8 protein-coding genes are annotated in these 12,465 nt (G+C 56.2%); 5 read left to right on the top strand and 3 right to left on the bottom strand.

All coding sequences use genetic code 11. The annotated features are described in order from the left end of the window. Positions 1–252: 252 nt before the first annotated feature. Together P1X16_RS05435 and lysA are read left to right on the top strand one after the other, a co-directional pair. Positions 253–1,626 (top strand): aspartate kinase, encoded by a 1,374-nt coding sequence (locus tag P1X16_RS05435; protein WP_277226841.1) that lies wholly within the window; start codon positions 253–255, stop codon positions 1,624–1,626. A 171-nt stretch (positions 1,627–1,797) separates the two neighbouring features. Beyond that, a complete protein-coding gene (gene lysA, locus P1X16_RS05430) occupies positions 1,798–2,946 on the top strand; it encodes a diaminopimelate decarboxylase (RefSeq protein ID WP_277226840.1) in 1,149 nt (382 codons plus the stop codon). A gap of 108 nt (positions 2,947–3,054) precedes the next feature. Here the strand turns inward: lysA and P1X16_RS05425 are convergent, their stop codons facing one another. Continuing rightward, a complete protein-coding gene (locus P1X16_RS05425) occupies positions 3,055–5,082 on the bottom strand; it encodes a glycoside hydrolase family 3 N-terminal domain-containing protein (RefSeq protein ID WP_277229460.1) in 2,028 nt (675 codons plus the stop codon). A gap of 391 nt (positions 5,083–5,473) precedes the next feature. After that, a complete protein-coding gene (locus tag P1X16_RS05420) occupies positions 5,474–6,073 on the bottom strand; it encodes a DUF1579 family protein (protein ID WP_277226839.1) in 600 nt (199 codons plus the stop codon). Positions 6,074–6,304: 231 nt separating this feature from the next. Here P1X16_RS05420 and P1X16_RS05415 point away from each other — a divergent pair, with 231 nt between their 5' ends. The 3 genes from P1X16_RS05415 (at position 6,305) to P1X16_RS05405 (ending at position 12,078) form a co-directional block, all read left to right on the top strand. Next, entirely contained in the window at positions 6,305–7,789 is a 1,485-nt protein-coding gene (locus tag P1X16_RS05415; protein ID WP_277226838.1) for an SDR family oxidoreductase, read from the top strand. Positions 7,790–7,916: 127 nt separating this feature from the next. Next, positions 7,917–9,857, top strand: a complete 1,941-nt coding sequence (locus P1X16_RS05410; protein WP_277226837.1) for a hypothetical protein — start codon at positions 7,917–7,919, stop codon at positions 9,855–9,857. Positions 9,858–10,269: 412 nt separating this feature from the next. Next, on the top strand, positions 10,270–12,078 hold the full coding sequence (locus tag P1X16_RS05405; RefSeq protein WP_277226836.1) for a prolipoprotein diacylglyceryl transferase family protein: 1,809 nt from the start codon (positions 10,270–10,272) through the stop codon (positions 12,076–12,078). Between the two features lie 4 nt (positions 12,079–12,082). Here P1X16_RS05405 and P1X16_RS05400 read toward each other — a convergent pair whose 3' ends face one another. Beyond that, the gene (locus P1X16_RS05400; RefSeq protein ID WP_277226835.1) at positions 12,083–12,310 is read right to left on the bottom strand and encodes a DUF2905 domain-containing protein; all 228 of its coding nucleotides are present in this window, start codon (positions 12,308–12,310) and stop codon (positions 12,083–12,085) included. Between the last annotated feature and the right edge of the window lie 155 nt (positions 12,311–12,465).

Below are 12,465 nucleotides of genomic sequence, written 5' to 3'. Positions count from 1 at the left end.
GCTCCGAAGCCCGCCCAAGTGCCCGCTTCCCTTTCATATGACCACCTCCCCTTTCGTATGCGCTTTCGTTGCCCGGCCTTCGGCTGGCACTAAGCGCGTGTGCGGAATGGTCAAGAAATGCAAGAAACAGATTCCGGCCTGACCGTCGTTGCTGTTCCTTGCACTTAGTTGCTCCTGAACTCACTGCGCCGGTCCTCTTAGGGCCGGCGCTTTTTTTTGCTCTTCCGTCTTAGTATTTCGTTCTTCACCTGTATGAAAGTTCTCAAGTTTGGCGGCACGTCCGTCGGGTCGGCACAGCGGATGCGCGAAGTAGCCGAATTGATTTACGCGCCCGAGCAGCGGCGTATCGTGGTGTTGTCGGCTATGAGCGGCACCACCAACACGCTTGTTGAAATTGCCCGGCTGCTCCACAACGGCGACCTAACGGCTGCTATGTCGCGCATTGAAATCATGCGGCAGGACTACCACATGGTAGCCCGCGAGCTGCTGCCCGACGCCACTGTGGCTGCGGCCGCCATCAAGCACCTCGACGGTATTTTCCGCAGCATCTTCGACCTCACGCGTCAGCCCCTGTCGGCTTCCGGCGAACGAGTGATTTTGGCGCAGGGCGAGTTGCTAAGCACTTACCTGTTTCACCAGTACTACACGGGCGTTTTAGGGCGCGAGGCGGTGCTGCTGCCTGCCCTGGATTTCATGCGCATCGATGCCGACGACGAGCCCGACGCCGCCTACATTCGGGAGCACCTGCAGGCACTACTCGCGCAGCACGCCGATCAGCAATTGTTTATTACGCAGGGCTACATCTGCCGCAATACCCAAGGCTTTATCGACAACCTGAAGCGCGGCGGCTCCGACTACTCTGCCTCCCTGATTGGGGCGGCCGCCGAAGCCGCAGAAATCCAAATCTGGACTGACATCGACGGGCTGCACAACAACGACCCACGCGTAGTGAAAGACACGTATCCACTGCGCGAATTGTCATTTGATGAAGCGGCCGAGCTGGCGTATTTCGGAGCGAAAATCCTGCACCCAAGCTCGGTGCTGCCAGCCCGCCAACACGGCATTCCGGTACGGCTGCTGAACACCATGCAGCCGGAGGCTCCTGGCACCCTTATTTCCAGCAAAACCGGTCAGGAGGCTATTAAGGCGGTGGCCGCCAAAGACGGTATCACGGCCATCAACGTGAAGTCGAGCCGGATGCTGCTGGCGCATGGCTTCCTGCGCAATTTGTTTGAGATTTTCGAGCGATACCGTACGTCTATCGACATGATAACCACATCGGAAGTCGCCGTGTCCCTCACTATCGACGATGCCTCCCGCCTTCCGCAAATTCTAGAGGAACTACGCCGCTTCGGCACCGTGGAAGTGGACGAGCACCAAACTATCATTTGCTTGGTTGGCAATTTGGTGCAGACCAATTACGGGGCGGCCTACCGGGCGTTCGAGGCGCTGAAAGACATTCCGATGCGCATGATTTCCTACGGCGGCTCGCCCAACAACATCAGCGTGCTCGTGCATACTGCCGATAAAGTGCAGGCGCTGCGCGCTTTGAACGATGGCTTGTTCCGGCGGCCATCTTCCTCTCCTAGCCTATTCTCGGAAAAAGAAGGGGAACTAGCGCTGTAAGCACACGCTTTTCCGCATATCACTTAGTTATCTCATCATTTTTTGATTCTCAACCACCCCTAGCTAGCCTACCGACTGCGCGTTATCAATAAAAGAAAGCGGCTTGCTGCTCCTCTCTTTTATACTGCGCCGGCAGTTGGAAAAAGAACTACGAGTAGGGTTTCGCATACCATGTCTTTTCAACTGTCTCCCGCGCTGCTTACGCAGCCCACGCCCTTCTACCACTACGACCTTGGCCTGCTCGACCAGACCCTGACGGCTTTGCAGCAAGCCGCCGAGCCGCGCAATTTCCTGGTACACTACGCCCTGAAAGCCAATGCCAACCTCCCGGTTCTGGAACGCATCAAAAACCGCGGCCTTGGGGCCGACTGCGTAAGCGGCGGGGAAGTGCAACGTGCCCTGGATGCCGGCTTTGCCCCCAACCACATTGTATTTGCCGGCGTAGGCAAGTCGGATGCGGAAATCAACCTGGCGCTGGCCGCCGATATCTGGTGCTTCAATGCCGAATCGACAGAAGAACTGGCGGTGCTGGACGCGCTGGCCGGCGCACAAAACCGGAAGGCGCGTGTGGCCCTGCGCGTGAACCCCAACGTGGACGCCTACACGCACCCGCACATCACGACAGGCCTTGCAGCCAACAAATTCGGCATCAGCTTGACTGATTTGCCGGGCGTAGTAGCCCACCTGAGTTCGCTGCCGAACCTGGAGCTAGTGGGTCTGCATGCGCACATTGGCTCGCAAATCACCAATTTGCAGGTTTTTGCCAAGCTCAGCGAGCGGCTCAACGAGTTACAAACGTCCCTCAGCGACCAGGGCTACAATCTGCCGCACCTCAACGTGGGTGGCGGCCTCGGCATCAACTACGAGCAACCCGACGAGCAGGCCATTCCTGATTTTGAAGGCTACTTCTCGATGTTCGAACGCCACCTCATTCGGCGGCCGGGCCAGCAAGTGCACGTGGAGCTAGGCCGAGCCTTGGTGGCGCAGTGCGGCACGCTCATAAGCAAGGTGCTCTACGTGAAGCAGAGCCAGCAAACCAATTTCGCCATCCTCGATGCGGGCATGACCGAGCTGATGCGCCCAGCCCTCTACGGCAGCTATCACTACATCCAAAACCTGAGCAGCAACAGCACCGAGCAGCTTTACGACGTAGTAGGCCCCATCTGCGAATCGTCGGATACGTTCCGCAAGGGCGTGCTGCTCCCCGAGACGCAACGCGGCGACTTAGTGGCTATTCGCTCGGCGGGTGCTTACGGCGAGGTAATGTCGTCGGGGTACAATCTGCGGGAGAAGGCCGCTGCTGTATACGTGGGCGAGTAATAAGCCTAGCAAGGGGTACCCCTCTTCTATCCGGTTTCCAAAACAGCAACGCGTCCCCGGCTTCACACATGGAGCCGGGGACGCGTTGCTGTTTTGGCTGACTACCTTTTATTGATTTCCAGGATAGCTCAAGCCTTCGTCGTACTTAAACAAGACATAGCCTGGCGCTTCCTTGTAGCCTGGCACATCTTCTTGCTGCTTTTGCACTACTTCCTCGGAAACCGGGGTTGTGAACGGCATCTTGCCCGTGGGGTTAAACTTGCCCGTCACCACATCTAGCAGCGCTTCGGGGGTGGTACCGAAAGTGGCCAACACGCCTAGGCAACGGCTTTTCGTGCTTGCATTATACACCTCGTCGATAACCCACGGATTGCTGTAGTTAACTGCCAGAATCGTGGGCTTTTTGGCCATAAGCGCCTTGATGTAAGCAACCTCCACCGCATTCTTCGATAACGACAGGTACAGCGGCCCACCATCTGAGGCAAACAAGGACTTGCTCATGGGCTTGAGCCAGAGCAGCACAACGTCGGCCTCTTCGGGCGTGCCCACAAACTCTACGGGGTACGAACTGCCCTTAGCGGCATACACTTCCCCGGCTCCGGTGGCGGGTGCGTTGCCGGCTTTTTGGTAAGACTCGAAGTACACCTTGGTTTTCGCCTTTAGCGGCAACGCCTTGGCCTCGTTGCGCAACAGCACAATGGACTTGCGCAAGGCCACCGCCGCCCGGGCCGCCGACTTCGGATTGTTCACGATTGTCTCGGCTGCGGCTTCGTCCACGTACGGATTTTCAAACAAGCCCAAGGCAAACTTCTCCAGCAACAGCCGCCGAACTGAATCGTTGATAAGCGGCATATCGTCCGGGTTGCTTTCGACGGTTTTCAGAAGCTCGGTGGGGTCGGCGGTGCCGGAAAACAGGTTAACGCCCGCTTGCAAGGCCCGATGGTACCGCTGGGTGATGGTTAGCTCTTCGGCGCCCCAAGGCATCATTTCAATGGGGCCGGTGTCGGAGTTGATGATTCCCTTAAACCCTAGCTCGGTACGCAGCAAGTCTTTGATAACGGCTTTGTTGTAGGCGTAGGCTATCTGCTCGTACTTCGTACCGACCGGCATCGAATAGTACGGCATGATGGCGGAAGTACCCGCCTTAATTGCTGCCTTAAAAGGAATCAGGTTGTTGGCAAACTGGCCGCCCGGAAATACCTCTTTCTTGCCCCAGTCGAAGTGCGGGTCTTGGCCGCCCTCCCCGGCTCCCCCACCTGGGAAGTGCTTGGTGGTAAGTGCCACGGAAGTCGGGCTGAGCGTGGGCCCTTGGAAGCCAAGCACTACTTGGGTTATCATTTGCGCCACCCACTCGGCATTCTCGCCAAAAGTACCGTCTACGCGTTGCCAGCGGGGCTCCGTTGACAAATCGGCCATGTACATGTAGCCTTTGCGCAAGCCAACCGCGGCCCACTCCTGCCGGGCAATGTCGGCGAATTCACGCGTCAGCTTCAGGTCTCGCATGGCCGACAACCCCAACTCGCCGGGCCACTTCGAAAAAGCCGTAGTCCCGACGCTGGTACCAACCGCTGCGGCCGTCGTGATATGGTTGCGGGGATTGGAAGCCACAATGGCCGGAATGCCCAACGGCTGGCTCTCACACAGCGCCTGCAGCCGATTGGCCCATTCCGCCGTTGTGCGGGCACTCACATTGGCCCGCAGAATAAAGTGCCGCTGGTGAAATTGGGTTACCGCTTTGGTAGTGCCAGCAGCAGTCATGATGGGCACGGGCAACTGTTTGCGCGTGAACATGTTGGTGGACGTAACCAGATCCTCTTCGTTGAACTGGCTGGTAATGGGCTCCTTGTTTTTGGGTGCTTCAAACGCCCAATCATTCTGCAGGCGAGTGGAGCTAATGAGCATGAACCCCACCTTTTCGGCCACCGACATGCGTGCCACCAGGTCTTGCGCCCGCGCTTCTGCTGGCAAGCGCCAGTCTTCGTATGTATCGAGCTTGCCGTTCTTGTTTAAGTCTTTGAATTTCAGCCCGCCTATTTCCAAGACTTTAGCTGACCGGCTACCCAATACGGGCTGCTCCACCTTGGCTTTAGCTGGTTGATGAAGTGTCTGAAAAGCCCCAAGAAAGACAACAAGCATCATACCCACCGATGCTGTTACGTAAGTCTTACGCTGCTGCCGAACAATAATCCGGGCGCCCACAAGCAGTCCGCGGAATTTCTTAACTACAGTTTTCATAAAGCAGAGCAAGGGTGGGATGGGCAGGCAACGCCACCTAGCGCTGCCAAGTAGTTAAGTACTTAAATAGCAGCTAGATTAAACTAGAGTACAGAAGATTTATTCACGAAAACGTTATCGGTAAAGCATTCTGGCAAAAGCATCTCTCTAGCCTCTGAAGCGTAATGCCATACAAGCCAGTTCGGATCATTGACACCCTTGGTGTTCCACTTGCTATTGTCTAAGCTGAATCCAGTTTAGAAAGGCGCATTAGGTTAAGTAGGATCCTTTCTTTGTCTGCTTCTACTGTTCCTTACTTATCTCTTGTCCACTTAACGCGCAGGATTCTCGACTCCTTTTTCGTAGTCGGGTCCAGACGATATATCTCCAGTATCTCGGTGTCCTCGTTTACTATCGTGTACACCTCTTTCATGTCTTCCTCGATACCCGCTGAATTGTTCTGTTTGTAGCGCATAGAAAAGGATTTGCTCGCCTCATCCCAAGGGCCTTCCATCGCAACACCGTTGCCGCCATCCTGAATCATGGCCCGGGTAAATACTTTTTTAGTAGCGTCGTAGCCCGTGGTTCGTACCCCGGTGAGAAGCTTGCCCCTGATGTTCCATTTAACCTCCGACACCTGATATAGACCTCCCATTACCATGGTGTTTGTGAGCGTCGATGTGCTGGTTATGGGGGGTGTATCGGGCGCGAACGTCATGGTTGCCTCACCGGTCCAGGCGCCATTTGATCGAGCTAGCATTTTATGGAAATCGGTAGAAGCGGGTGCTTTCAGGGCGGAAGCCGCACTAACGGGCGAAGTGGCCTTTCCTTTGGTCGATACCAATGCCTGTTGGCTCAAAGCAGCGTGCGCCACGAAAAGGCTGATAAGAATACTAAGTGTAGTCGTTTTCATGTTGTCTGTAGTAATTAAGAGGACGATGAATAGACACTATATTACAAAAAGCAAGCTTATATATTAATTAATTTTAATTATTAATAAAACAAGATTACAATTAATTGCCAGCTGTTTTTTGTGACACTTATACGCTTACACAGAGCTGCTACACAGGCAAAAGAAAGGGCAGCTTGCACAACCCAATGGCCGCGCTTCGGTTAAAGAGAAACCACCTCTTTACTGTCCGCCATGAAAATCCTGCTCACTGGTGCCAATGGTTATATCGGCCAACGCCTGCTGCCCTTGCTAGTGGAAGCCGGCCACGAGGTTGTGTGCTTGGTGCGGGACCCACGCCGCTTCGAGTTGCCAGAGCGTTTGCGCACCCGCGTAACGGTAGCGCAAGGCGACCTGCTGAAGCCAGATTCGCTGCGGGACCTGCCTACTGACCTCGACGCGGCCTACTACTTGGTGCACTCGATGAGCGGCAACAACAAAAACTTCTTTCATTCCGAGCAGCAGTCGGCGCGGCACTTTGGGCAGTACCTCGATACCACCACAGCCCGGCAGGTAACTTATCTTTCCGGCATCGCCAACGACCACGACTTGAGCACGCACCTACGCTCGCGCAAAGCCGTGGAAGAGGTGCTTGGCAACTGCAAAGCGGCCCTGACGGTGCTTCGGGCCAGCATTATCATTGGGTCGGGGTCGGCGTCGTTCGAGATTATCCGAGACTTGGTGGAGAAGTTGCCCGTGATGGTGACGCCCCGCTGGCTGAACTCGCGGTGCCAGCCCATCGGCATCCGCGACGTGATGCACTACCTCACCCATGTGCTCGACAACGAAGCTTGCTTTAACCGCTCCTTCGACATTGGCGGCCCCGACGTGCTAACCTACCGCGAGATGCTACTGAAACTAGCTGCCGTGCGTGAGTACCGGCGCTACATCGTGACGGTGCCGGTACTCACGCCGCGGCTGTCGTCGTGGTGGCTGTTTCTGGTTACGCGCACCACATTTTCGCTGGCGCAAAGCCTAGTGGAAAGTTTACGTAATGACACCGTAGCCGACCCTAAACGCAGCATTGCGGAAGTGCTGCCGCACAAGTGCATGACTTACTACGCCGCCGTAGAACTGGCCTTCCAACGCATCGAGCAAAACGAAGTGGTGAGTAGCTGGTCTGATGCGCTGAGCAGCGGCGTAATGCCCCGCAACTACATGGACCACATCCAAATTCCGCAGTTCGGCCTGCTCACCGACCGCCAGACGCTGCGCTTCACCCGGCCTCCGCAAGAAGTGCTACAAAACGTGTGGAGCATCGGTGGAGAGCGGGGCTGGTATAAGGTGGATTGGCTCTGGCGCGTGCGCGGCCTCATGGACAAGGTAGCCGGCGGCGTAGGTTTACGCCGTGGCCGCCGCTCACCTACCAGCCTGCGCGCCGGCGACCCACTCGACTTCTGGCGCGTGCTCGTAGCCGACCGCAAAAGCTGCCGCCTGCTGCTCTACGCCGAAATGAAGCTTCCTGGCGAAGCATGGCTGCAATTCCGCATCCTGCCCAACGACGACGGTTCGCACACGTTGGAGCAGTTGGCCGCCTTTCGCCCGTACGGACTGGCTGGCCGGCTTTACTGGTACTCCCTGGTGCCGTTTCACTTTATCATTTTCCGGGGCATGATCGAAAACATCGTGCAGTACGGCGAATCAACTCCGTTTCCTCAGTTAGCGGCTCCTGCCAGCTAGATTGGCTGCCTATGATGGTGTAGGAGAAGACGGCCAAACATGGTCTAGGTGGGGTAGCAAACCACTATCTTCGAGCGGTTTCCAGAGTTTTTCCACCCTATTCTCGCTACCTCCTACTTAGGCATCTATGCTGAAACGCTACGCTTTTTTATTGTTCTTACTGCTGTTCTGGCGGGCAACTCAAGCCAACAACCTCACGGTTTCCAACGTCAGACTCGTCAACATCACGAGTGGCACGGCCGACATACAGTTTGATATTCGGTGGGACAATTCTTGGCGAGATGCCACCAATTGGGACGCCGCGTGGGTGTTTGTGAAGTACCGGGCTGTTGGCTCCAACAATGGGTGGAGCCATGCCACCCTCGGCGTCAACCGGCCGGTAGTACCAACCGACGTAGCCTTCAGCGACACGCCCGACGGCACCGGCATCCTGCTGCATCGGGCGCGTACGGGTAGTGGTAGTTTTGCCGCGACCAGCGCCCGTGTCACGTGGAATGCGCTTAGCAACGGTGCGATGTTGACGGGCTCGAACTTTGAAATCAAGGTTTTTGCCACCGAGATGGTATACATCCCCGAGCAAGCCTTTAACCTGAATGCCACCACGCAAAGCGCTCTCGACAGTGAGTTTGAAAGCGTAGCTGGTTCGTTGAGCCGGATTGAAAACGAAGCCGCATTGCCAGTAGGTGCCCTCCGATGGATAAACACCGGCTCGGGCGGTAGCGGCAACGAACTATCGATAGGGGGCACCACCTACGCCGGTTCAGCTGCCTTGCCAGCAACTTACCCGAAAGGGTTTGGCGCGCACTATTGTATGAAGTACGAGCTCAGCCAGGGTCAGTACACCGACTTCCTCAATTGCCTTTCCCGCACCCAACAAGTGCGGCGGGTGCCCGTCGATATTAGCGCCGATAGTCCCGCTGGCGGTAACACTTATGTAATGGTCCCGACGGGCTTAGCCAGCACCCCGCAGCGCAACACCATCACGTGTCCGGCCAGCGGCATGGGCACCACCTCGCCCGTGGTATTCAGTTGCGCCCGCCCCGACCGAGCGGCTAACTTCTTGATCTGGGCTGATGGCGCTGCTTATCTTGATTGGGCCGGTCTGGCTCCGATGACAGAGCTGCAATACGAAAAGATTTGCCGCGGCCCGGAGCCCGTGGTAGCCGGAGAGTACGCCTGGGGCAATGCCAATATCACGGCCGCTCGCACCATCAGCGGCCCCGAAAACGGCTCCGAAACCACCGACCAAGCGGCCAATTGTGCGTATGGCAACGTCACCTTCATGGGCGGTGACGGCGACGTGGGGCCGCTACGCTGCGGAATTTTCGCAAAAGCCAACACCACCCGCGAGCAAAGCGGCGCCACTTACTACGGCGTAATGGAAATGACTTCCAACTGCTGGGAACGGTGCATCACGGTGGCAGCGCAAGATGGCGGGCAGCCTACGAATGCCGGCCTGTTCGATGGCCGGCCCGGCGACGGCGCGCTAGCCGCCAATGGCGACCACAACCAGCTAACCTGGCCCAACAGCACCGATGCGCTTGGCTCCAATTTCCGAGGTGGCAACTGGAGCCGCCCCGACGTGTGGGCGGCCGTTTCGGATCGGCGCTACGGCGGCGGCGCCATCGCCGACCGCACAGGCCACCGCTCCATCCGTGGCGTCCGGACCATGAGCGGCTCCACGGCTCCTAGCACTCCAACCGGTTCGGGCACGGGCTTCAGCAACACCAAGTTCTGGGGCGGCGCTTTCGACGGGTACGCCAGCAGTTCACCCGCTCTGGTACAAGCCGTCCGCAATGCATGTGCTACTTGCGGGCAAGTGGCGGCGGTAGTGCTTCCGCAGCCACTCACCGAAACGGCTGTGCTGCGCCTAAGTGGCCGCCCCGCCCTGCGCAATGCTACCCTACTCCTGCGCGATGCCCTAGGCCGCTCGGTACGCCAGTTTTCCCACCTGAGTGGTCTGGAGTTGCCTTTCAACTGCGGTGGCCTCGCACCGGGCGTGTACTTCTACGAAGTCCAGGAAGCTGGAGAACCCGTAGTCAACCCGGGCCGGCTGCTGATTGAGTAGGTTGGTAAGAATCTAAAAGCTTGAGACCTTGCAAAAACTGGTAGACCAGCGCGTCTATAAAATCCCTATAACGATATTATAAACATCTATTTTATAGCTCTTTGCACAATATTACCTGTAGTATATGAAGTCTAAATACTTGCAACTTTGGCTTAGTCGCAACGAGGCTATTATTTAGTTTAGGAGATATATCAGAGCCCAAGCGTATACGACCAATATTAGATGTATCAGCCTACCTAATTACGAAGTCCAATAAGCCATTAAACCTGACTCTGTTTACTATTCATTTATGCTACTCGGTTATGAGGCCGCTCTTTGAGAACAAAAGATCAAAGAGCGGCTTCCGAGTTTTCAACGACGATTTAACTCCCTGCTGATCTGCAGTTGCTACTCAGCTTTATTACCAGTGTCCATGCCAATATTCACTACCCTTCTATTGCCTTCACCCGAGGGGCATCATTACTACACTATCTGCTATGTGCTGGCTTTTGCAGTGCAGCTGGCGTTGCTATTGCGTGCAGGCTATCAGCGCGGCTACCCGCTCCAAACCTGGCTGGTGCTCTTGGCTGCTAGCACGCTGGCCTTCATTGTGGGCACCAAGTTGATAACCCTACCCACCGAAGCATGGTCTGTGCTGCAACACGGAGCGTGGCCAACTACTACGGCTCGCTCGGTGCTGGGCGGCGGATTAGGTTTTATGGTGGCCATAGTGCTGTTGCGCCGCTGGCTAGGCTTTAGCTGGCATGTAGTTGATGCGTTTGCGATGCCATTTTGTGCGGGCCTGGTCGTGCAATGTATGGGCTGCCTACTGACGGGGTGCTGCTTTGGTGAACCCACAGATGGCAGTTGGGGCCTTAAGTATGCGGCAGGTACGTTGCCTTACTATTGGCAGCAACAGCAGGGTTTGCTGCCAGCGGGGGCGGCGCACTCGTTAGCGGTCCACCCCACGCAGCTTTACACGCTGCTGCTATGCGCTGGCTCCGGCCTAGTGCTCTGGCTGACACGCCACCGCCAGTGGCCAGCGGGCAGCTGGGCCCTGTTGCAAGCTGGATTACTCGTGCTGGGGCGGTTTGTCATCGAGTTCTGGCGCGACCCGGCCGGAGAACCAGTTGGCGCAACTGCTGTCACGCTCGGAAGCTTTTCCATGCTTGAACTGCAATGGGTATTACTGCCCTACGCGGTGCTTTTGCTAAGCGCCTGGGGTTTCCTGACGTATCGAACTCGCTTTGTGTCACCCGTACCAGAGGCTGTACCCGCCAATCAGCCAGTGCGCAATCTACTAGTTGTGGTAGGCTTGTTAACCAGTACCATCTTACTACCCGTAGGTGCGCTTACCTTCCCAGAGCTGATGGTAGTGAAAACGGTGCTACTCGCTGTAATTGTACTAGCTACGGGCACCGTGTTGCATGGCGCCATGACCACCCAACGAGTCGGCTTGCCCTTGGCTCTTATGTCGGCCATACTGCTCTTTACCAACCAAGTGCCCGTCGATTCAACTGGCAATGGACAGCATTGGTCGGCAGCAGTTGGTGGTGGCAGCGGAGAATTCAACCGAGAACAGCAACCCTACGATTCGGAAGGATGTGGAAACGGGCCCCCTGTCCGCCCTTTTCATCATAAGTACAAATCGGTCAGCGTTGACGCAACTAGCACTTGGCATCCACGCTCAAAATCTTCTGAGGCGGAAAACGAAGTAGGTGTTCGATTGACGGTAGGCCGGGATGAGCAACAGGCTTTAGATGTATCAGAGCCTATAAAGACCAAGACACTTATAGGCCTTAACCCCCATGTCATGATAAACCGGCGTAGCATAGGCATTGGCGGCGGCTTGATCATTGGGCCGTCAGGCTATTACGCGTTGAAAGGCGATACCTACAAATCCAAAGCAATAGCTCCACACTTCACGGTCTGGCTTGGACGGCGGGAGTATATCTATGTTCAAGGCGACCTTAATACACCCAACCAAGGCCTTGGCAACCCAGCTTCCCGCGTAGGTATCGGCTCCAGATTCCACTCGGGTGGACGCTACAGTTTATTGGCAGGGCTTGCTACTGGAGTTGGCTACCCTACCCCTACGGGTAGCCGTAACCAAGCATTTTTCCTAGAGTCCAGTTTGCAGGTGGCACCTCGCTTGAAAGTGCTACCCTATTTAACACTAGGTGGCCGTGAGTTCCGTCAGTTGCATTTGCAAGTGCGCTACGACCTACCAAATGGCCGATAAGTTTTTAGCTCAGCCGCCTCACCAGCCACATAATTCCACTCAGCAGCAAACTAATCAGCAGCATTGATACGATGGGCGCATACAGCCGGAAGCCGGGCCGCTCAACGCGAATATCACCTGGCAGCCGGCCGAACCAGCTAAGCAACGAGCCACCTCCAAGCCACAAGAAACTGCCAAGGGCCGCAACGGCAAGGCCGAGAAGGACGAGCGTTTTACCAAGTTGGGGAGTCATAGCCGACCCTGAGTTAGCTGTTACATGAACGTGTATACGCTATACGTCACTACTAGCGCTGTAAATACGCCAAACGCTATCCACTCCACACGTAGGCTGAAATCCTGAGGATAGCTGCTCCGAATTCGTGCTTGCCCCCAAATGCTAGCAAACAG

Origin of the sequence: Hymenobacter sp. YC55, from assembly GCF_029433095.1 — a bacterium.
In the GTDB taxonomy this organism is placed as follows: domain Bacteria; phylum Bacteroidota; class Bacteroidia; order Cytophagales; family Hymenobacteraceae; genus Hymenobacter.
Note: the sequence above shows the minus strand (reverse complement) of the source record. Positions and strands in the feature narration are given on the sequence as shown.

What these genes read in the sequence shown, in the direction of transcription:
- P1X16_RS05435 (WP_277226841.1), top strand. Translation starts at nt 253, where the DNA reads ATGAAAGTTCTCAAGTTTGGCGGCACGTCCGTCGGGTCGGCACAGCGG.
- lysA (WP_277226840.1), top strand. Translation starts at nt 1,798, where the DNA reads ATGTCTTTTCAACTGTCTCCCGCGCTGCTTACGCAGCCCACGCCCTTC.
- P1X16_RS05425 (WP_277229460.1), bottom strand. Translation starts at nt 5,082, where the DNA reads ATGCTTGTTGTCTTTCTTGGGGCTTTTCAGACACTTCATCAACCAGCT.
- P1X16_RS05420 (WP_277226839.1), bottom strand. Translation starts at nt 6,073, where the DNA reads ATGAAAACGACTACACTTAGTATTCTTATCAGCCTTTTCGTGGCGCAC.
- P1X16_RS05415 (WP_277226838.1), top strand. Translation starts at nt 6,305, where the DNA reads ATGAAAATCCTGCTCACTGGTGCCAATGGTTATATCGGCCAACGCCTG.
- P1X16_RS05410 (WP_277226837.1), top strand. Translation starts at nt 7,917, where the DNA reads ATGCTGAAACGCTACGCTTTTTTATTGTTCTTACTGCTGTTCTGGCGG.
- P1X16_RS05405 (WP_277226836.1), top strand. Translation starts at nt 10,270, where the DNA reads ATGCCAATATTCACTACCCTTCTATTGCCTTCACCCGAGGGGCATCAT.
- P1X16_RS05400 (WP_277226835.1), bottom strand. Translation starts at nt 12,310, where the DNA reads ATGACTCCCCAACTTGGTAAAACGCTCGTCCTTCTCGGCCTTGCCGTT.